This window comes from Paenibacillus sp. 2KB_20, from assembly GCF_052115765.1.
Classification (GTDB): domain Bacteria; phylum Bacillota; class Bacilli; order Paenibacillales; family Paenibacillaceae; genus Paenibacillus_AQ.
Genome location: NZ_JBFRHH010000003.1, coordinates 386,181 through 405,342, shown reverse-complemented (window position 1 = coordinate 405,342; position 19,162 = coordinate 386,181). Strand labels below are relative to the sequence as shown.

Genomic DNA, 19,162 nt, shown 5'->3' with positions numbered 1-19,162 from the left:
TTAGTCATATTCACAAGGTCGTGGATTCTTGATAACTAATGCTTGGTTTTCGTTTGGTATACGGATTGAACGTTTCAGTGGTTTAATTCGTTTTGGTGTATAAGAAGTTCTAAGTTGTTCTGTTTTAGAATTTTTGAGCCAAGCCGGAGCTATAAACGACGTTTAATGTTTTTGCATTTTCCATCACAGTTTCCAGACATATAAGAAGTGGCAGGCGCCATCGGAATTGACCTCAAGAACATGCATCATTAGGACGACTCGATAGAAACTGAGGGTCTGTCGGTATATCGTTTATTTATGGACGTTATAACCATCAGTGTAATCAGGTTACATCGGGAAGTGGCGTAGCACACATTTAACCATTTCTTATGGTGTAGGGAGGAAATCTTTGAATGGAAGTTATTTGGTTTATGGTGTTTTCAACATTTGAAACACTGGCGATTTATTCACTAATCATGACATTGCTTAGATTTAAGACAACAGAGTACATATGGCAGGCGTTGATTGTCATGATCCTTGCCAATTTGCAAAGTTTCGTTATGCGCAACGAGCTTCACTTGGATTTTCTCGCCCCTCTCATTACCGTATTGATCTTCGTTTTCTTGTTTTCTGCCATTATTAAGATCCCAGTTATCTGGTCGGCGATATGTACCATTCTGGGGTATATGTTTTATGCTCTAATTCAGGCCTTTTACATGCTATCATTGTATGGCTCAATCGAAGCTACACACAACAATGAAGTAGATGGCTATGTACTTCAGCTATTATCGTCAGTGACGGGTTTACTCATTTCTTGGATTATGTATAAGTTTGCAATAGGTTTTACATATGATCTCGAAAAGTTGCGTATTAAATTTGAGCACATCTTACTAATCTCCCTCATCGTAGTCGTTTTGATCTTATTGGCGATATTATTTTATCTTAATCGGTTATGGCTTCTTCTTCTCTTTTTTGGTATAACTTTTGGTATTTTCTTATTTTATGCGATCCAATCAAAGGAGTGACAATTAATGATTGAAAGAGCCGCCCTTTGGATATCGGAAGGTATTAAACGACAAGTGCCTGAACACCCTTCATCTGTTGGAGTTTTAAAGCATGCGATCGCAATTCTATTAAATATACTATTTATTGTTACATTTACTTTATTAATATCCATTTATACCGGACATATGAAGCAGGCTATTACAGGTTTGATCGGTTTTGCACTGCTAAGACAGTTCTCTGGAGGAATCCACGTTAAGACTGGCGCTGGTTGTATTGTTATTACTACTGCTTTGTTTACTGCAGTGTCTTTTGTTGATTTAGGCGAACTGCCTACACAAATTTTGAACATCCTAAGTTTTTTGTTAGTCGTTTTATTTGCCCCTAGTAAGATTGCCAAGCAATCAAGAATACCAAGAAAACATTATCCTAAACTTCGTCTAATTAGCTGTATTATTGTTGGGGTGAACTTTCTCATTCAATCACCAACATTATCCATAGTATTCTTTATCCAGGCACTGAGCCTAATTCATTTGAAGGGAGGTGAGTCAAGTGTCGGTAATCAACAAATCTAAGCATGGCTTATTTTCATTTATCGCATCTGCTCTTACGGTGGTAGCTGTATTCTTTGTTAATACTGCAAGTCCTGTTTTTGTGTATAGTGGTGATACACCCGAAGAGCTCTTGAAATAACCTTTCTAAATATGAATCCATTATTATTCTGTTTATTGAATTCCGGTACCTACTAGGTGCCGGATTTTTCTTTTACTATCAACATCAACAAAGCATGATCATGCAAATTAAACTGTAGTCATCATGACCAGGATTTATAAATTGCTGCGTCCTCCTTTAATCAAGTGCAGTCAGGGTAAAATTGACATTGCTAAAAGAACGAATGTTCGCATATAATACAAACAAACGTTCTGGTTAGAGGTGGTGGCATGATGTATAGAATTACCTGGAGCAAACCATAGAAATCATATATGAAGACAGGAAAGGGAATATCACCCAACGGAAAATACAGATACACAGTATTCGGGATCATCGGATACGGGCAACGTGTCTGGAGACTGGAAAACCTCGGGTGTTTAATGAACATAATATTCTGTCCTGGAGACCCGGGAAAGGAAGGGGAACGCATGCTTCCTGACGGAACGAATATGGCTGAGAATCTCGGTCAACCCAAATAGGCAATAGTATTCGAAAATGAAAAACCCCTGACGCCAATGGCATCAAGGGTTTTCGGTAATGATCTGTAGTGGGCTCGAACCACTGACCCCTACCCTGTCAAGATAGTGCTCTCCCAGCTGAGCTAACAGATCATGAAATATTTAAAAAGGTAATTCATATATTACCAGCAGACAGTGTGGCTGTCAATGGTTTTCTCGTTATAAAAAATCACATTCCGGTTCAGACTAAATACAGCATGATTATGCCAATGGAGGAGTGTGAATGGCATGGCAGGTGGGAAATCCCATCATTTTAATCGAGCCAGTCTGGTGCTCTCGTTGCTGGGGGTATCTGTACTAGGGAGCGGTTGCAGTATCTCGGAGAGAACGTCGGTGCAGCTGGAGCCGCTACATGGGCCTGCGGCGCCTGTAATGCTTGATGTTTACGGACGTTCGATAGATCAGGACGTATATTCTAAGCAGGGAAGCGGATCACTGGAGCCGGTATCCCCGATGGATTCGGTGGATACCTTACGCGATCTCCATCCGTAATGGGTGCAGCAATGTCTATAACAGATCGGTCATACCAATATCCTTATCTTCTGCTAGAACAGCGAGCAGAGCAAACCGCCGGCAGGCAAGCTGGCGATTTGCTGTAAAACGGCCGATGCTATTCCTCATCCCATTTGCGGGAATAACCTTTTTTAATCGCCCAAAAGATAGGGTAGATGATGATGGCTGAGATGATAACAGCCCAAAATATCGTGGTTCCCATGCCCATAAAGGCAATGCTCCTTTCAAAAAAACGTTAGCTTATACTATACAGGAAAATGATTATTTTGTATAATAGCTCGATCTGCGATATTACAAGGAATTGATTCTACATAAAGAGGTGTTGAAATGGCAGCAGAAATCATAAATGTATCAACCGAAGAGCAGTTGCAACAGGCGCTGGATATCCGGAAGGATGTTTTCGTGCTTGAACAGAAGGTTCCGATTGACCTGGAGATTGATGATTACGATCGTCTGGACTCCGATGCACATCATGTCCTGATCAAGTCGGAGGGACAGTATGCGGCAACTGGACGTATCACCTATTACAATAAGGACTCCGCCAAAATGCAGCGCATTGCGGTACGTAAGCCATTCCGATCCAAAGGGATAGGGCGTGTGCTGATGATGGCATTGGAAACGCAGGCGCGTGAATTGAAACTGCAGTATTCCGTGCTGGATGCCCAGGTGCAGGCGGAGGCGTTTTATCGCAAGCTGGGGTATGAGACGATTTCGGACGAGCCGTTTGATGATGCTGGCATTCCCCATGTTCGTATGAAAAAGGAACTGTAGGCATCTTCTTAACTATAAGGTGGCTGATGATCCCATCGTCCTAAAAGGAAAGACCTCGAGTATCGACTCGAGGTCTTTTTAGGCATGAATTAAAAGCTTGGCATATTATCCAGGTTGTTGCTGGGATCGCCATCCGCATTGGAACGAAGATGTTCATCTCCGTCACGTCCACGGAATACGTTCACGTTTTTGATTTCTTTATTCTTGGCCATCTGTTGTGCAGTCTTGTAGTCCACGACACTACCGTTATCCAGCTTCAATTCGATGATGTCGCCGTCGCCATTTTTACGGACGCCTACGACTTCTTGTTGTTTATTATCCATATAGATCGCCTCCCGGAATTAGTGTTCCCGGGAACCCTCATAAACTATTCATCTATATTGAACTACAATTCGTATACCCGCTGCTGCTCCACAAATTCCATGATTCCGGTCTTGCCAATGAAAGCTTCGACCTCATCACTGTAATGCATGAGATAGGTGCGTTCCTGAATTTCTTCAGGAAGGCTGAGCAGCTCATCCAGTGTCGTATGAACCTCGCCGGGGCCTTGCAGCTGACATTCATGCAGAATCACTTCACAATCCCGCTCATTCACCAGTTGGTTGAGCAGGATCGGATCGAATACCATGTCAGCACTGTAAAATATCCGATCATTCAGATAAAGCGAATAGCTGTCCTTGCCGGGAATATGCTGCGTATGAATCAGCTCTACCGAGATGCCTGATGAAATATGGGCCTTCACTCCCGGTTTCAGAGGGTGTACGTCAAATACATCATGCAGGGAGGAGATATGTCCCTGTTGATATAATCCGCCTTTGAGTGAATGTTCCCATATCGGTTCCACCAGCGATTCAGCAATGTAAAGCGGGAGTTTGCGGTTGTATTTCATTTTCATCATAAAGGCAAGCTCTTCGAGTCCGCCCACATGGTCGGCATGAATGTGTGTGATAAGCACGGCATCGATATCGTTAAATGTCTTATTCAGCTGATGTAGTGCCATTGGAGCGGTGATGCCGCAGTCGATCATAAGTGTGAAATTCCCGTCATGTACCAGTGCGTTATTGTTATAGTAGTTCTTGGCAAACGCACTGCCGGTGCCAAGCATTTGTAATGTCAGTGTCAATGGATGAAACCTCCTGATGATATGATATGTAGTCCAGTATGCTAATGTATATTTTAACGAATTCCACGTTGATTTACACGGATTATATGATCGAATCGGCCCTGAAATGCAGTATAATTCGCGATAGGCACAGACCTTACTGCATGAGGAAAAAATTTTACCACAAAGTGCAAAATTGTCCGCAACTTGTTTTTTGACATGTAGTATACACATATAACAACAAGATGAGCCAATGGAGGGAAATGAATATATGAAGTGGAAAAAAGTGATGGCATGTATGTTAGTGCTCTCTTTAATGGGTGGCAGCACCCTTTTGTTTGCAGATTCCGTCAATGAGCGAGTCCGTGTCTGGCTAAACGGTCATGAATTGAAGGATGGTGGATATTTAATTGATGGCAAAACCTATGTGCCGGTTCGGGAATTCGACGGGGCTGTGGATTGGAATCCCGCGAATGGACAAGTTCAAGTCATCAAGCCGAACGTGCATATTTTTCTGTTTAAAGGAGATACTGTATTCGGCAACGTGAACAAGGGTAAGCTGAAATTCAATGTTTTTAGCCAGGTGGACAGCTTAAACAACGATATACACTCAGTGAAAGTAGCGATTGAGGATCCTTCGGGCAATATCAAGGATATTCAGTCCCAGGAAGTGAAGGATCGCAAGGATAACTTCTGGTTCCGAACTTATGATTTCACGTACGATTTTAAAACGGCGGGCAAATACTCGGTAGGTTTTTATGTAAAAGTCAAACCGGATGACGGATTTGTGAAAGTTGCAGAGAAAGTGATCACCGCACTTAATTGATGGGCCTTTGGCCGCTTGGCAGAAATTGACCTGGAGAAGCTATCCGTGATACGATACGAAAGTATGATAATTTAACCGAAGTGAGGTTTTTTCAATGAGTGAACACAAACATGAACACGGAGATGCTTGCGGCTGCGGTCATGACCATGACCACGACCACGAACATGAAGAGTTTGTGCTGACATTGACGGATGAAGAAGGAAAAGAAGTAGAGATGGTTCTTGTGGAGACATTTGATGTCGGCGAGAAACTCTACGCGCTTTTGCTTGAACGCGAAAATCCGGAAGCGGACGGCGTCATTCTACGTATGGAAGAAGAGAACGAGGAAATGGTTCTTTACAATATTGAGGACGAAGAAGAATGGAATGAAGTAGAGGCGGTTTACAACGAACTGGTCGCTGCTGCAAACCAGGAATAAGACTCCTAAGCAATAAACCCGGTGCGAACCTCTCGCACCGGGTTTATTGTATTTACAGCTGCCATTTTAGAATATAGGATCCGTTTCCACGATGACTTTAACATTTTGGATACTGCGGTCCTCAGGACCTTTCACCGGAAGGCCTACCTCGACATGATCGATAATGTAATCGATGTTTTCCTGGGAAATCACTTCGCCCGGAAGCAGAATCGGAATGCCTGGCGGGTAGACATAGATGAATTCGGCAATAATGCGTCCTGCCGATTCCTTGAAAGGTACAACCTCTGTATCCCCGTAAAACGCATCGCGAGGGATAAGCGACAACTGCGGAATTTCTGGTGTTTTCACAACCAACTCGTTAATCTCATTCACATGCATGTACTGATTCGAAAGCTCGCGGAGCGCTGTCAGCAAAATATCGATGGCCTCCTGATTGTCTCCCGGTGTAATGAGGCACAGAATATTGTACATATCACTGAGCTCAACTTCAATATTGTAGTGATCCCGCAGCCAGTTCTCGGTTTCATATCCTGTAATGCCGAGATGGCGTACATGGATCGTCAATTTGGTCGGATCATAGGAGTATGTTGCTTCTCCGCCTAATATTTCTTCACCGAAGCTGTACAAACCTTCGATTTTATTGACTTCCTGACGTGCATATTGCGCCAATTCAATCGTCCTTGCTGCCATTTCTCGTCCATGCAGCGCCAGACTGCGGCGTGAAGTATCAAGCGATGCCAGCAGGATGTAGGAGGTGGAGGTTGTGGTCAGCATGCTGATGATCGTCTGTACGCGATAAGGATTGATGTATCCGTTCTTGGTATTCACGTTCAGTACGGAGCTCTGCGTCATCGAGCCGCCGAGTTTGTGCACGCTGGTCGCAGCCATATCGGCCCCGGCTTCCATTGCCGACATCGGAAGATCTTCATGAAAATGGATCAATACGCCGTGCGCCTCATCCACGAGAACGGGTACGTTGTAGCTATGAGCCAAATCCACGATTTCTTTCAGATTGGCGCTTACGCCGAAGTATGTCGGGTTAATGACCAATACGGCTTTGGCGTCAGGGTGACGTTTTAATGCTTTCCGGACCGAGCTGATGGTGATGCCGTGATCGATGCCCACATTGGCATCCTGGGCAGGCGATACGAATACAGGCTTGGCCCCGGTAAAAATGATGGCGGAAAGCACGGATTTATGGACATTGCGCGGTACGATGATTTTATCGCCAGGCGAACATACCGACATGATCATAGTCATGATCGCTCCACTTGTTCCTTGGACACTGAAGTAGGTGTGATCGGCATCGAATGCATCGGCGGCCAGCTTTTGGGCTTCCTCGATGACGCCTGTAGGTTGATGTAAATCATCCAGCGGCGCAATATTGATCAAATCTATAGAAAAGGCGTTATCCCCTATAAATTCCCTGAATTCGGCATCGGTGCCGAGGCCCTTCTTATGTCCCGGAATGTGAAATTGCACGGGGTTTTTGGCCGCATGTTCTTTAAGTGCGGTGAAGAGCGGTGTACGACTGTGGTCCATGGACGTTGTCACAACCTTTCCCTATGTTTATTTTCTTATGATTTGTTGATTTCTGTTTTTATATAAACAAAATTGAGTATAGCAAAATAGGGGGGGAATGCAAGGAGAATGAACGTCTTTTTTTGTTTTGTCCAGCAACGCTTCAAACTTTAGACATATTAAGGAGGAGCAACAAGATCTTCATCGTTCCTTCATTAAAATATCATCCATAAAAAAAACGTCTATCGACGTACTTTCTCAGAAGACAGACCGCGGTTAAAGGAAGTTTTTCTTGCGATTATAGAATTGTTCAGCTTCGCTGAAAATTTATAAATTCTATAATCTTAAAAAAAGAGCTGCACCAGCAGCCCTTTTCATCAACATATCTTGCTCATTAAAACGCCATTTTATAAAGCGGCAGCAGCGACTCAAACGTCTCCTGCACCTTTTGCATCAGCTCGTCCCCTTCAAGCTTGACGGCTTCCTCGCGCGGGATGCGCAGTCCGCACATGACTTCAGCCTTTTTCACCTGCTTCAGCTTCTCAATCAGACGCGTGAAATCCTCCTCGCTCATATCCTGATGAGGGGTGCCGGACGGGTTCATGTGATCCATGGACCAGTAGAAATTTTTGGGCATCGCCTTTGCTGTTTTCTTCAGCTTGGCTTCCAGGTTGCTGGCAAACACGGTCTTATTGGGACTTTCGTAAATAATCGCGAAGATGACAAACAGATGGGTTCCGAACATGCCTACCTCAAAATGAGGCAGTGCTTTGTACCCGCGTTTGCTGGCAGCCCAAGCGACCCAAGTGTCAATGGGAGGATTGACAGTGCGTCTTGCATGCTTGGCGACATGCACAAACATCTCTTCCCCAGCCAAGACGGATACATAGGGGGCGAGCTCAGCCCCTAGCGCCTCCAGCTTGGGTCTTACCCGTTCAATGAGAACCTCCATACGGGCTTCAAGCCCGGGAACGGAGAATACGTCGAAATCTTGATCTGTAAATCCGGTAACCGTCATGGATGTGATGGCCTCCCTGTTGTAGATGATATCGTTACTAAACTCGGTTTTTGGATAACTTATTATACCATAAGGCGAATGGACATCACGCATTACCCAGAAAAGCTTCACCGTATGTTCATGTGGGCTAAAAATAGTCAATAAACCAAGTTACCGTTACATAAGATGGAGTATAAGATATAGATAAGACAACATCAAAAGCAGCCATGGGGGAAAGCTTCACCGCCGTTTAATGATCGGTAGTAAACCGGAGGAGGGAGTGCCGTGAATAAGAGCGAGGAAGTGGAGTATTGCAACCTGGAGCTCCGGTTTGATCGCCGGCATATCCAGGACCTAATCAAGGAATTGATCCAGGAAGGATATTCGCTTTATTGGAGCGAGAATGATACGCAGTTTGTCATTTCAATCCGAACAGGTCGCAAGCTGGTAAAGCTGCGGTTTCAACGAACAGGAAGCGGTTTTAAACTAGTAGGCGATTATATGATCCGTGATCCCAAACTCGCGGAATGGATGGAGAAATTGATCGAAAATACCCGTGGCCATGCTGTCGTGAAACGTTTCAAGGACCGGCAAATATTGATCGAGAATATTTTGTTCGGTGAGGTCATAAGGCTTGTGGAAATATCCGGTTACCGGCAGCGGGTGCTGTTTCAGAAGGGGACGCCGATGACGGAGCAGGAAATGCTGCGGTTGTTTGAATCGGATGTAGGGGAACAGCGATTGCTGCTGTCCAGACTGGAAACCGACGATGAGCTTGAGAAGCTCCATGCGGCGCTGCAAGAGGGAAACGAAGACAAAATTTTGGCCTGCAAGCAAAGACTCCGTGAGCTTTCCTTGGAGCTGATGAGGCTGGAGTGGTAACTACTTCAATCCGGATACAAGTTTAAAGCACGAACAACACTCCGAAACAGAAGGGGTGTTTTCGCGCGTGTTCTGATTTTGTGACAGGGGTTCACTTGTCAAATGAAAAACGTTAATATAAGATTATTGCAAATCATCTCGGATAGGGATGGGTTGTTTAAAAATATATTGGAGCAAAGGATGGAGAACCAGATGTCAAAACAACAAATCGGTGTGATTGGCCTTGCTGTAATGGGAAAAAACCTGGCCCTGAACATCGAAAGCAAAGGCTTCACCGTTTCTGTATATAACCGCTCTCCGCAAAAAACGGAAGACATGCTGAAGGAAACCGAAGGCAAGCAAGTGAAGGGGACATTCTCGATCGAAGAATTCGTGGATTCCCTTGAGACCCCTCGTAAAATCCTGATCATGGTACAAGCGGGACAAGCTACCGATGCTACGATTGAACAGCTGATTCCACATTTGGACAAAGGCGATATCATCATTGATGGCGGTAACGCATATTTCCCTGATACACAGCGCCGCAGCAAAGAACTGGCTGAAAAAGGCTTTAACTTTATCGGTGCTGGGGTTTCCGGCGGCGAAGAAGGCGCATTGAAAGGCCCATCGATCATGCCTGGCGGACAAGAAAGTGCCTACAAGCTGGTTGAGCCTATTTTGACAGCCATTTCCGCTAAAGTTAACGAAGAGCCTTGCTGTACATATATCGGACCAGATGGTGCTGGCCATTATGTAAAAATGGTTCACAACGGTATCGAGTATGGCGATATGCAGCTTATTTGCGAAGCTTACCAATTGCTGAAGGACGTACTTGGCCTTGATGCGAAGGATCTGCACGGAATCTTCACAGAGTGGAACCAAGGTGAACTCGATAGTTACCTGATCGAGATTACGGCTGACATTTTCTCCAAATATGACGAAGAAACCGGCAAGCCGATGGTGGACGTGATTCTGGATACGGCGGGTCAAAAAGGAACAGGTAAATGGACAAGCCAAAGCTCCCTGGATCTGGGTGTGCCGCTGTCCATGATCACCGAATCCGTATTCTCCCGTTTCCTGTCCGCGATGAAAGAAGAGCGTGTGGCAGCAAGCAAAATCCTGAATGGTCCTAAAGCAGCTGCATTTGACGGCGACAAAGCCGAGTTCATTGAAAATGTGCGCAAAGCGCTGTTTGCAAGCAAAATCGTATCCTACGCTCAAGGCTTTGCACAGCTTCGCGTGGCATCCGATGAGTACGGCTGGAACCTGCAATACGGCAACCTCGCTAAAATTTGGCGCGGCGGCTGCATTATCCGTTCCCGTTTCTTGCAGAACATCACGGATGCATATGAGAACAATCCTGAGCTGAAGAACCTGCTGCTGGATCCGTTCTTTACCAATATCATTGAATCCTATCAAGATGCATGGCGTAAGGTTGTTGCTTCCGCAGTATCCTTGGGCATCCCGGTTCCTGGGTTCTCCAGCGCGCTTGCATACTACGATAGCTATCGCACCGCAAACCTGCCAGCGAACCTGCTGCAGGCTCAGCGTGACTACTTTGGAGCTCACACGTTTAAACGTGTGGACAAAGAAGGAACCTTCCACTATAACTGGATGGATTAATTCTGTTTTTATGGCAGCATGAATACCATCCTCCCTGGATGAATTAATCCTGCTCTTTTACGGGAGTGTGAATACCATCCTCGCTGGATGGGTCAATTTCTCTCTCAGAGGTAGGATGAATTCCGTTCGTCGGAGGAGAAGCCGGAGATTCAACCGTGCGGGCTTGAGAAGGGGAGTGCGCCTCCGCCAGCTCAGGGAGTCCGTGCATGGCTTCTAAAAGACAGGTGCGGATGTCGTGGTTCTTCGTATGGATGTGGTTTCCGCTTCCGAGCAAGAGAAGCGCGGCTTCGCAATAACTGTTGTAATTTTGCAGCAAACGTGGCTTTGAAAGATCCAGCAGTGCAGGATCCTTCAGAGCCACTTTTTTTTGGACAAAATGAAGCACCCAGATCACATCTTCGCGGCATAGCGGGTAGGATGGGTCGAGGATCCGGCGGATGCGCTTGGCAGCGGAAGAGAGGCCAGTTGGACGAAAAGACATAATGGATTTCACTCCTTTCTTCTAATCTTGTATTCTTGTAATTAGTATATGACAATAGGGAACCAGATAGACTCGATAAAATTGGAGCATTACTTGGGGTTACTCGCGTAACAGCAACCTAACAGTAATTTAGAGAGTTAGGTCCATTGTCGAAAGATTTGGGGCTGTGGTATGATATGAGCAACCTTTACAGTGAAGCAGCAAATGGGGTGTCAAATTGGATAAGATAGGTAAGAATATTATTCTGATCGGGATGATGGGCACGGGCAAGTCAACCGTAGGGCGTCTTCTGGCAGAAACGCTCGGCTACACCCTGATCGATCTGGATGCGGAAATTGAGAGGATGGAAGGCAGGACGATTTCCGAGATGTTTGAAGCGGATGGAGAGCCGTATTTTCGTGAGGCTGAATCTGTCGAACTGCGCAGGGTATTGCAACGGAAAGGCATTGTTGTAGCGTCCGGCGGAGGGGCTGTGCTTCGTTCCGAGAATTGTGACCAGATGAAACGTGATGGCTGGGTCGTCGCTCTAACAGCGGATGCTGCTAGCATCGTCGAACGGGTACGGGGTGATGCCAATCGGCCGCTGCTTGCGGGTGATGTCGAAGATAGAGTTCGGCGTATCCTGGATGAACGAAAGGACAAATACCTGTTTGCGGATGTCATAGTGGATACGGTTGGCCGATCTGCAGGGGAAGTGGCGACTGACATTTTAACGCATTACCGCGGCTAAGATGGTCAGCGAACGGGTTTGGCGTGATGATTTTGAATCAGTCTCTATGGGTGAATCTGGGGATCGCATTCGGATTGGAATAAGCAAAAAAAGGCGGGGATAACGATCATCCCTCACCTTTCATAGCTGGTTTATTCTTCATCGTCATGCCACTGAAGCATGCCGCCCTTCATATTGATTATATTAGTCAAGCCTTGGTGATTCAAAAATTCGCATACGTGTTGACTGCGTCCGCCGCTGCGGCAGATGAAGACAACCTCTTGATCGCGTGGAATTTCGTCCAGGCGATTCGGGATCTCGCCCATCGGAATATGCTTGGCACCGCTGATCATGCCGGCGGCAACTTCCTCATCCTCGCGGACATCAATCATGTATACATTTTCGCCGTTTTGAAGCCGGCTTCTAAGCTCCGTTGTTTCCATTTGAGGGATCGGTTTCATCATATAGACCTCTTTTCTGATAATAAATGATTAAGATCGCAACGATCTGTATTTCCAGTTCACATGAACTATGATAACCAAGCGGTTCTTTCCCTGTCAATTTATCCTAAGGGAGATTTCAAGGTTGGTTTATCGTAACATAATATATACAAGGAGAGATACATACGATGGATGTAATCGTCAAGCCTACGCCTATACTAAACGGAGAGATTGGAGCGTTATCCTCCAAGAACTATACAACCCGTTACCTGCTGGTGGCTGCACTTGCGGAAGGAACAAGCACGATCTATTACCCAGCTCATAGCGAGGATAGCGATGCGATGAGACGCTGTATCCGGGATCTCGGAGCCGTGATCGAGGAGGACGAGGAGAAGGCGGTTATTACGGGCTTTGGCAAATCGCCCCGGGATGTGAAGGAGCTGAATGTCGGTAATGCCGGTGCTGTATTGCGTTTCCTGATGGGCGTTACGGCATTATCTAAAGAGGTTACTTTCGTCAATACCTATCCGGATTCACTGGGCAAACGTCCTCACGATGATCTCATTGAAACGCTTGGTCAATTGGGTGTGGAAGTGGAGCACAACGAAGGCAAACTGCCGATCACGATTCGTGGCGGTCAGCCTAAGGGCGGAAAGCTCACTGTTTCTGGCGAAGTGAGTTCGCAGTACTTAAGCGCATTGTTGTTCTTAACGCCACTGCTTGCTGAAGACAGCGAAATTACCGTTACCGGAGATTTGAAATCCAAGGTCGTTATCGGTCAGACCCTGGAAGTGCTGGAGCAGGCGGGCATTACCATTCACGCAGCGGACGATTATACATTCTTCCGGGTTCCTGGTGGTCAATCCTATGAAGCCAAGACCTATACGGTTCAAGGTGATTATCCGGGCTCTGCTGCCGTTCTGGCGGCGGCTGCGGTTACGCAGTCGGATGTAACCATACGCAATCTGTCAGAGGACAGCAAGCAGGGAGAGCGGGCCATTATTGACGTCCTCCGGTTGATGGAGGTTCCGCTCACACACGAGAACGGAAATGTCCATGTACAGGGCAATCGTACCCTGATGGCATTGGGATTTGACGGAGATGCAGCGACGGATGCGGTGCTTGCTATGGTAGCGGCAGCTGTGTTTGCGGAAGGGACCTCCCGATTCTACAATGTGGAGAATCTCCGCTATAAGGAATGCGACCGGATTACGGATTATTTGAACGAATTGCGGAAAGCCGGAGCCAACGTTGAGGAACGCCAGGCAGAGATCATCGTTCACGGCCGTCCTGAAGGCGTCGAAGGTGGCGTTGAGATCAATGCCCATTATGATCATAGGGTCATCATGGCCCTGACGGTGGTCGGGCTGCGCGCACATCAGCCGATCCGGATTAAGGATGCGCATCATGTGGCCAAGTCGTACCCGCAATATTTCGATCACATGAAGGCGCTTGGAGCCAACGTGGAATGGGTAAAATAAAGAAATAGCCAAGCAGCTCGTCTATTACGAATGGAGAGGTGGTCATGAATCATGGCATTTGAGAATCCTCCGCGCGAAGAAATCGCGGATATTTTGCGAAACGCAGGCAATATCGCTGTTGTCGGTCTGTCTGATCGGCCGGATCGTACATCCCATATGGTTTCTGCTGCGATGCAAAAGCGCGGGTACCGGATTATCCCGGTTAACCCTGGTGCAACAGAAATACTCGGGGAGAAAAGTTATCCATCCCTGAAGGACATTCCGGAGCCGATCCATATTGTTAATGTATTTAGACGCAGTGAATACTGTGCCGATGTGGCGCGGGAAGCTGCCGAGATTGGCGCCAAGGTGCTCTGGCTGCAGCAGGGAATTATCAGTGAAGAGGCGGCGGCCATCGCGGAGAAGAGCGACATGATCGCCATCATGGACCGCTGCATTAAGGTGGAGGATTCCATCGCTTTGGGCGGGCGTTAAGATTTAAATGGTGAATTGGAAGTATGGGCAAGCCTTATGTTGAAGCAGCCATGGCAGACTGGACACGATCCGTCTTGCCGAGGTATTGCTTGTGAGGCTTGCTTTTCTTTGTGGCATTTGCCCTGATTTCTTTTTGACAAAAACAGGCGCAGCGCTTACCATCAAGGATAGAAAGGAGGGCTCGCCTTGAATTGGTTGGGATCATTACAACAGCTGGGCAGAGCAGTTATGCTCCCTACAATGGCGCTTCCAGCGGCAGCTCTCCTGCTTAGCGTGGGAAGTCTGCCATGGTCGGCGTGGGGCTTCGGAACCTTGGGCGAGATTGCTCAGGCTGCGGGGCACGGCGTGTTTTATTACATGCCGTATTTATTTGCCATTGGTGTCGCGTGGGGACTTTCGAATCAGGGAGGACCCGCAGGGCTTGCCGCTCTGGCTGGCATGTTCATCTATGATCAGGTTATATCCCGTCTGGGAGACGGGAGTGTACAGCCCTCGACTTTGATTGGTATTATTTTTGGGGTAATGTCCGGTTACGTTTACAACCGTTTCAAACATATTAAGCTTCCCGAAGCGATACAGTTTTTTGGAGGCTCCCGATTTGTACTTTTATTCATGGGACTGTTCTCCACGATATTTGCATGGGTCATGCTGGGGATGGCCCCCATTGTACAGCGCGGATTAGATGTTTTTTATGATCTGACCGTACATATGGGGGCGTTCGGATTATTCCTTTACGGAATTTTGTACAGGGTGCTGACGGCATTCGGTCTGCATCACTTGTTAAATAACGTGTATTGGTTTCAGTTGGGATCGTACGAGACGGAAGACGGAACCGTCGTTCAAGGGGATCTGCCCCGATTCTTTGCGGGTGATCCAACAGCAGGCGACTTCATGGCCGGGTTATTCCCGATTATGATGTTTGCTCTGCCGGCGATTGCATTTGCCATTATTCAAGAAGCGCGTGAAGATTTGAAGCCGAAGGTGAAAAAAACGTTTATGCGGTCCGCGCTTGTCTGTTTTTTGACCGGGGTATCGGAGCAGATTGAATTCGCGTTCTTATTTGCGTCTCCTTATCTGTATGTGCTCCACGCCTTGATGGCCGGGTTCGCGATGGTGCTTACCTATGCATTTGATATTCATCACGGGTTCTCGTACTCGGCGGGATTTATCGATTACGTACTCAATTTTCACTTGTCCAAGAATGCCTGGATCATCATACCGATCGGGGCCGTATACGGCATCGTTTACTATTTTCTGTTCCGTTGGGCCATTCGCACCTTCGAAATCCCGACACCGGGACGTGAAGAAGGTTCGGCACTGGAAGGCCGGGCAGGAGACATTCCCTATCAGGCACCGCTTATTTTGGAGGCGCTTGGGGGAAAAGACAACATCGTTCAGGTTCAATCCTGCATGACGCGTCTTCGATTAACCGTATATAATGACCGCCAGATTGATTCGGATGCACTGAAATTGCTCGGTTCAGCTGGTATCATCAAGCTGGGCGGCGGTAACGTTCAGGTGGTGTTCGGGACGTATTCCGAGCTCATCCGCGAAGAGATAAATAAGCTGATGCAGCAGGATTTGCCGCGCGTTCTGTTCAGCGCGCCCGTACAGGGACGCATGCTTCCTATTGACGAAGTGCCGGATGATATTTTTGCCGCCAAGCTTGTCGGTAACGGCGTGGCGTTCATTCCGGAAAAAGGAGAACTTGTATCTCCGGTATACGGCACCGTGATGCATGTCTATCCGACGATGCATGCCATTGGCATTTCAACGCCGGATGGACTCGAGGTATTGATTCATATCGGGATCGATACCTCTCAACTGAAAGGACCGTTTTCAGCTGTGGTAAGCGAAGGGGATACCGTTGAGCCGGGGCAATTGCTGGTCAAGTTCGATCTGGCTTATTTAAAGACACATGCCGCATCACTGGCCACACCTATGGTGATCACGAATCCCGATAAAGTAAGATCTTGGAGCTTTGCTCCATTCAAGTCCGTTAAGAGAGGACAGTCATCTGTCATGTCCGTCGTATTAAATGAGAGTAATGCTGGGGGTAGAGAATCATGATACAAGGCATTGGCGCAGCAACAGGCGTAGCGATTGGTAAGGCTTTCGTACTGCCTCACTGGGAGCTGGACCTTCCAGATTCCGAAATGGATGCTGTCGATTTAGCCAAAGAGTTCGAGCGCTTATATGAAGGCATACGAACCTCCAAGAATGAAATTGAATATATCAAGAACGAATTCAAGGAAATGGTGGGACACGAGGAGTCGCAGATCTTTGATGCGCATCTGGCCATACTGGAGGATCCCGTGTTCATGAACGAAATTCAAGGGATCATCGAGCGCCAGTACAAGGCTGCCGAGGTGGCGGTTAAAGAGGCGATCGATCATTTCGTATCCATGTTCGATTTGCTGGACGACGAGTATATGAAGGAGCGGGCACTGGATATTAAGGATGTTGGCAATCGGCTGCTCAAGCATCTTCTCGGTGCTCCGGAAGTCAAACTTCCGGCTGATACGCAGCCTTATATTTTGGTTGCGAAGGAGCTCTCTCCGTCTCAGCTCGTGCACCTTAACCCTTCCCACGTTCTTGGCATTGTGACGATGACGGGTGGCAAGACCTCTCATTCGGCGATTATGGCCCGCGCTCTTGGCATACCGCTCGTATCCGGGATTGAGAACAAGCTGGATCATCCGATCCAGACCGGACAGCATTTAGTTGTGGATGGAGATGAAGGCTTGCTGTATTTGGAGCCTGACACGCTGATCGTGGAGCGTTATGAAGGGATCCGAGAGCAACAACGGAAAAAGAAAGAGCAGTTGCAGCTCCTGGCAACGGTTGATGCGGTTACGAAGGATGGAACATACTTTAATCTGGCCGCGAATATGAACTCCATAAAAGAAATGGAGATTGCGCTCAAGAACGGCGCGCAGGGAGTTGGATTGTTCCGGACGGAATTCTTATATATGGATCGCCACAACTTTCCTTCGGAAGAAGAGCAGTTTGAAGTGTATAAGCTGGTTGCCGAGAACGCAGGTCAGGCTTCGGTCGTGATCCGTACGCTGGACATTGGCGGCGATAAGCAGCTTGATTATTTCGGGCTGCCGGAAGAAGAGAACCCCTTCTTGGGGTATCGCGCCATTCGTATCAGTCTGGATCGCACAGAGCCGTTCCAGACCCAGCTGTCTGCTATTCTGAGGGCCAGCGCTTTCGGTAACGTCAAAATCATGTATCCGATGATATCCTCGGTAGAGGAAGTCAGGCAGGCTAATGCCGTGCTGCGGCGTGCGATGGCCGATTTGGACCAACGCGGCATAGCGTACGATCCGAACATTAAGGTTGGCATTATGATTGAGGTACCGGCAGCAGTCACCATTTCGGATTTGTTGGCAGAGGAGACCGATTTCTTTAGCATCGGGACCAATGATCTGGTTCAGTATGTGCTGGCGGTGGATCGCATGAATGAGCAGATTGCACACATGTACCATCCGTTTCATCCAGCGGTTTTGCGCATGCTACGGACGACGGTGGAGGCTGCGCATGAGGCAGGCATACCGGTCAGCGTGTGTGGAGAAATGGCAGGGGACGAGCGGGCGATTCCAATATGGCTGGAGCTTGGCGTTAAGGATCTAAGCATGTCTCCGCAATCCTTGCTTCGCGTGAAGCATCGCATCTTGAATACCAATGCGGCAGAAGCGAAGGGGGAGGCAGCGGATTGCTTCAAATTGCGTACCAGCGACGCTGTCGAAGAGCGCCTTAGCGCCTTTGCCGAACGCAGCAGTTATCTGAACGGAAAGAATGGTACGGACAGCACGGCCTCTTAAAAGGCTTCTAGGATAACGTTCCAATTTTTCATGTTTCTTTTTTGAGTGGACAAGCTATATTCATATAAAAAACAGCTGCCTATCTCACCAGGAGCACTTCTTGGTGAAATGAGCGGCTGTTTTTGTGTGGTGCAGGGGAGCTTTAGCCTTGCTGTGCCAGAGCATCGCAAAAGGCTTTGCCGTACGGCGGCAGATCCGGAGGACGGCGGGCGGAAATAATATGGCCATCGGTTACAACCGCTTCATCCTTCCAGATTGCACCGGCATTTTCCATGTCGTCCCGGATTCCCGGTGTGGAAGTCACCGTAATGCCGTCCAGGATTTTGGCAGAGATGAGCACCCATCCGGCGTGGCAGATCTGTCCGATCGGCTTTTTGTCCGCATTCATCTCTTTAACGAGTTGCAGCACTTTATCATAACGGCGCAGCTTGTCCGGCGCCCAGCCGCCCGGAACGAGAATTCCATCATAATCCTCGCTGTTCAGTTCTTCAAAGGAATACTCAGCTTGAGCGGGAACACCATATTTGCCTGTGTAAGTTTTTCCTTTTTCCAATCCGGCGAGATGGACTTCGGCCCCTTCTTCCCGGACTCGGTAAACGGGATACCATAGTTCCAGATCCTCAAATTCTTCGTCTACAAGCGCTATCACTTTTTTTCCAGCCAATCTCATGATCGATTTAGCCCCTTTCTCTGCAGATTTCTTGATATATCCGTAACATGATCGAATAGGTCTCTTAAGACTGTATTCATTGTAACAAATATGGACAGGGGTTTCATAGGAGCGACCAAAGAACAAACATTTGGAAACATATCTGGTAAATAAAGCATTATCACAAAATAGCAGGATTCTCTGGTATGATAGTCGAATAGAACTAGTTCAGGCGACAGATTTGTGACATAGGGCT

Annotated in this window: 22 protein-coding genes and 1 tRNA gene; 15 read left to right on the top strand and 8 right to left on the bottom strand. The window is 47.3% G+C overall.

Annotation, left to right across the window (positions count from 1 at the left end; all coding sequences use genetic code 11):
• The first annotated feature begins 392 nt into the window (after positions 1 to 392).
• From AB4124_RS11255 to AB4124_RS11240, 4 genes are all read left to right on the top strand, one after another.
• Positions 393 to 1,004 carry a hypothetical protein gene (locus tag AB4124_RS11255; protein WP_430139080.1) on the top strand — a complete coding sequence of 204 codons (612 nt, stop codon included), beginning with the start codon at positions 393 to 395 and terminating at the stop codon, positions 1,002 to 1,004.
• Between the two features lie 6 nt (positions 1,005 to 1,010).
• Complete coding sequence (locus AB4124_RS11250) at positions 1,011 to 1,556, top strand: accessory gene regulator ArgB-like protein (protein ID WP_339271982.1); 546 nt, start codon at positions 1,011 to 1,013, stop codon at positions 1,554 to 1,556.
• Positions 1,525 to 1,674 carry a cyclic lactone autoinducer peptide gene (locus tag AB4124_RS11245; RefSeq protein ID WP_379406505.1) on the top strand — a complete coding sequence of 50 codons (150 nt, stop codon included), beginning with the start codon at positions 1,525 to 1,527 and terminating at the stop codon, positions 1,672 to 1,674. Before AB4124_RS11250 ends, AB4124_RS11245 begins: the two co-directional genes overlap by 32 nt.
• A gap of 265 nt (positions 1,675 to 1,939) precedes the next feature.
• A complete protein-coding gene (locus tag AB4124_RS11240) occupies positions 1,940 to 2,131 on the top strand; it encodes a hypothetical protein (protein WP_441973037.1) in 192 nt (63 codons plus the stop codon).
• A 99-nt stretch (positions 2,132 to 2,230) separates the two neighbouring features.
• Here AB4124_RS11240 and AB4124_RS11235 read toward each other — a convergent pair.
• Positions 2,231 to 2,303, bottom strand: a tRNA-Val gene (locus AB4124_RS11235).
• 135 nt (positions 2,304 to 2,438) lie between these two features.
• On the opposite strand from AB4124_RS11235, the gene AB4124_RS11230 reads away from it, so the two are divergent.
• Both AB4124_RS11230 and AB4124_RS11225 read left to right on the top strand, forming a co-directional pair.
• Entirely contained in the window at positions 2,439 to 2,702 is a 264-nt protein-coding gene (locus AB4124_RS11230; RefSeq protein WP_441972877.1) for a hypothetical protein, read from the top strand.
• Positions 2,703 to 3,050: 348 nt separating this feature from the next.
• Positions 3,051 to 3,494, top strand: coding sequence for a GNAT family N-acetyltransferase (locus AB4124_RS11225; RefSeq protein ID WP_076320690.1), 444 nt, complete (start codon positions 3,051 to 3,053; stop codon positions 3,492 to 3,494).
• Between the two features lie 89 nt (positions 3,495 to 3,583).
• Here the strand turns inward: AB4124_RS11225 and AB4124_RS11220 are convergent, their stop codons facing one another.
• Positions 3,584 to 3,817 (bottom strand): DUF3892 domain-containing protein, encoded by a 234-nt coding sequence (locus AB4124_RS11220; protein ID WP_379406502.1) that lies wholly within the window; start codon positions 3,815 to 3,817, stop codon positions 3,584 to 3,586.
• 62 nt (positions 3,818 to 3,879) lie between these two features.
• The gene (locus tag AB4124_RS11215; RefSeq protein ID WP_339271986.1) at positions 3,880 to 4,617 is read right to left on the bottom strand and encodes an MBL fold metallo-hydrolase; all 738 of its coding nucleotides are present in this window, start codon (positions 4,615 to 4,617) and stop codon (positions 3,880 to 3,882) included.
• A 250-nt stretch (positions 4,618 to 4,867) separates the two neighbouring features.
• On the opposite strand from AB4124_RS11215, the gene AB4124_RS11210 reads away from it, so the two are divergent.
• Together AB4124_RS11210 and AB4124_RS11205 are read left to right on the top strand one after the other, a co-directional pair.
• Positions 4,868 to 5,422 (top strand): copper amine oxidase, encoded by a 555-nt coding sequence (locus AB4124_RS11210; RefSeq protein WP_076320693.1) that lies wholly within the window; start codon positions 4,868 to 4,870, stop codon positions 5,420 to 5,422.
• A gap of 94 nt (positions 5,423 to 5,516) precedes the next feature.
• Complete coding sequence (locus AB4124_RS11205) at positions 5,517 to 5,840, top strand: DUF1292 domain-containing protein (protein ID WP_071223049.1); 324 nt, start codon at positions 5,517 to 5,519, stop codon at positions 5,838 to 5,840.
• Between the two features lie 66 nt (positions 5,841 to 5,906).
• Here AB4124_RS11205 and AB4124_RS11200 read toward each other — a convergent pair whose 3' ends face one another.
• Positions 5,907 to 7,382 (bottom strand): aminotransferase class I/II-fold pyridoxal phosphate-dependent enzyme, encoded by a 1,476-nt coding sequence (locus AB4124_RS11200; protein ID WP_441973036.1) that lies wholly within the window; start codon positions 7,380 to 7,382, stop codon positions 5,907 to 5,909.
• 373 nt (positions 7,383 to 7,755) lie between these two features.
• Positions 7,756 to 8,379 carry a DUF1054 domain-containing protein gene (locus AB4124_RS11195; RefSeq protein ID WP_441972873.1) on the bottom strand — a complete coding sequence of 208 codons (624 nt, stop codon included), beginning with the start codon at positions 8,377 to 8,379 and terminating at the stop codon, positions 7,756 to 7,758.
• A 264-nt stretch (positions 8,380 to 8,643) separates the two neighbouring features.
• On the opposite strand from AB4124_RS11195, the gene AB4124_RS11190 reads away from it, so the two are divergent.
• Both AB4124_RS11190 and gndA read left to right on the top strand, forming a co-directional pair.
• Positions 8,644 to 9,240, top strand: coding sequence for a hypothetical protein (locus AB4124_RS11190; protein WP_076320696.1), 597 nt, complete (start codon positions 8,644 to 8,646; stop codon positions 9,238 to 9,240).
• Positions 9,241 to 9,432: 192 nt separating this feature from the next.
• Positions 9,433 to 10,842 (top strand): NADP-dependent phosphogluconate dehydrogenase, encoded by a 1,410-nt coding sequence (gene gndA, locus AB4124_RS11185; protein ID WP_202618894.1) that lies wholly within the window; start codon positions 9,433 to 9,435, stop codon positions 10,840 to 10,842.
• A 43-nt stretch (positions 10,843 to 10,885) separates the two neighbouring features.
• Here the strand turns inward: gndA and AB4124_RS11180 are convergent, their stop codons facing one another.
• Positions 10,886 to 11,323, bottom strand: a complete 438-nt coding sequence (locus AB4124_RS11180; RefSeq protein WP_441972871.1) for a hypothetical protein — start codon at positions 11,321 to 11,323, stop codon at positions 10,886 to 10,888.
• Positions 11,324 to 11,540: 217 nt separating this feature from the next.
• Between AB4124_RS11180 and AB4124_RS11175 the strand changes: the two genes are divergently transcribed.
• Complete coding sequence (locus AB4124_RS11175; protein ID WP_441972869.1) at positions 11,541 to 12,053, top strand: shikimate kinase; 513 nt, start codon at positions 11,541 to 11,543, stop codon at positions 12,051 to 12,053.
• 131 nt (positions 12,054 to 12,184) lie between these two features.
• Here AB4124_RS11175 and AB4124_RS11170 read toward each other — a convergent pair whose 3' ends face one another.
• A complete protein-coding gene (locus AB4124_RS11170) occupies positions 12,185 to 12,493 on the bottom strand; it encodes a rhodanese-like domain-containing protein (RefSeq protein WP_179090581.1) in 309 nt (102 codons plus the stop codon).
• A 167-nt stretch (positions 12,494 to 12,660) separates the two neighbouring features.
• Between AB4124_RS11170 and aroA the strand changes: the two genes are divergently transcribed.
• The 4 genes from aroA (at position 12,661) to ptsP (ending at position 18,257) form a co-directional block, all read left to right on the top strand.
• On the top strand, positions 12,661 to 13,953 hold the full coding sequence (gene aroA, locus AB4124_RS11165) for a 3-phosphoshikimate 1-carboxyvinyltransferase (protein WP_441972867.1): 1,293 nt from the start codon (positions 12,661 to 12,663) through the stop codon (positions 13,951 to 13,953).
• Between the two features lie 51 nt (positions 13,954 to 14,004).
• Entirely contained in the window at positions 14,005 to 14,427 is a 423-nt protein-coding gene (locus tag AB4124_RS11160) for a CoA-binding protein (RefSeq protein WP_213645304.1), read from the top strand.
• A gap of 186 nt (positions 14,428 to 14,613) precedes the next feature.
• The gene (locus tag AB4124_RS11155; protein WP_076320700.1) at positions 14,614 to 16,497 is read left to right on the top strand and encodes a glucose PTS transporter subunit IIA; all 1,884 of its coding nucleotides are present in this window, start codon (positions 14,614 to 14,616) and stop codon (positions 16,495 to 16,497) included.
• Complete coding sequence (gene ptsP / locus AB4124_RS11150; protein WP_076320701.1) at positions 16,494 to 18,257, top strand: phosphoenolpyruvate--protein phosphotransferase; 1,764 nt, start codon at positions 16,494 to 16,496, stop codon at positions 18,255 to 18,257. Before AB4124_RS11155 ends, ptsP begins: the two co-directional genes overlap by 4 nt.
• A gap of 142 nt (positions 18,258 to 18,399) precedes the next feature.
• Here the strand turns inward: ptsP and AB4124_RS11145 are convergent, their stop codons facing one another.
• The gene (locus AB4124_RS11145) at positions 18,400 to 18,927 is read right to left on the bottom strand and encodes a type 1 glutamine amidotransferase domain-containing protein (RefSeq protein WP_179090569.1); all 528 of its coding nucleotides are present in this window, start codon (positions 18,925 to 18,927) and stop codon (positions 18,400 to 18,402) included.
• Positions 18,928 to 19,162 lie beyond the last annotated feature (235 nt).

Coding starts and splice junctions, on each gene's coding strand:
- AB4124_RS11255 (WP_430139080.1), top strand. CDS start 393: ATGGAAGTTATTTGGTTTATGGTGTTTTCAACATTTGAAACACTGGCG.
- AB4124_RS11250 (WP_339271982.1), top strand. CDS start 1,011: ATGATTGAAAGAGCCGCCCTTTGGATATCGGAAGGTATTAAACGACAA.
- AB4124_RS11230 (WP_441972877.1), top strand. CDS start 2,439: ATGGCAGGTGGGAAATCCCATCATTTTAATCGAGCCAGTCTGGTGCTC.
- AB4124_RS11225 (WP_076320690.1), top strand. CDS start 3,051: ATGGCAGCAGAAATCATAAATGTATCAACCGAAGAGCAGTTGCAACAG.
- AB4124_RS11220 (WP_379406502.1), bottom strand. CDS start 3,817: ATGGATAATAAACAACAAGAAGTCGTAGGCGTCCGTAAAAATGGCGAC.
- AB4124_RS11210 (WP_076320693.1), top strand. CDS start 4,868: ATGAAGTGGAAAAAAGTGATGGCATGTATGTTAGTGCTCTCTTTAATG.
- AB4124_RS11205 (WP_071223049.1), top strand. CDS start 5,517: ATGAGTGAACACAAACATGAACACGGAGATGCTTGCGGCTGCGGTCAT.
- AB4124_RS11200 (WP_441973036.1), bottom strand. CDS start 7,382: ATGGACCACAGTCGTACACCGCTCTTCACCGCACTTAAAGAACATGCG.
- AB4124_RS11195 (WP_441972873.1), bottom strand. CDS start 8,379: ATGACGGTTACCGGATTTACAGATCAAGATTTCGACGTATTCTCCGTT.
- gndA (WP_202618894.1), top strand. CDS start 9,433: ATGTCAAAACAACAAATCGGTGTGATTGGCCTTGCTGTAATGGGAAAA.
- AB4124_RS11180 (WP_441972871.1), bottom strand. CDS start 11,323: ATGTCTTTTCGTCCAACTGGCCTCTCTTCCGCTGCCAAGCGCATCCGC.
- AB4124_RS11170 (WP_179090581.1), bottom strand. CDS start 12,493: ATGAAACCGATCCCTCAAATGGAAACAACGGAGCTTAGAAGCCGGCTT.
- aroA (WP_441972867.1), top strand. CDS start 12,661: ATGGATGTAATCGTCAAGCCTACGCCTATACTAAACGGAGAGATTGGA.
- AB4124_RS11160 (WP_213645304.1), top strand. CDS start 14,005: ATGGCATTTGAGAATCCTCCGCGCGAAGAAATCGCGGATATTTTGCGA.
- ptsP (WP_076320701.1), top strand. CDS start 16,494: ATGATACAAGGCATTGGCGCAGCAACAGGCGTAGCGATTGGTAAGGCT.
- AB4124_RS11145 (WP_179090569.1), bottom strand. CDS start 18,927: ATGAGATTGGCTGGAAAAAAAGTGATAGCGCTTGTAGACGAAGAATTT.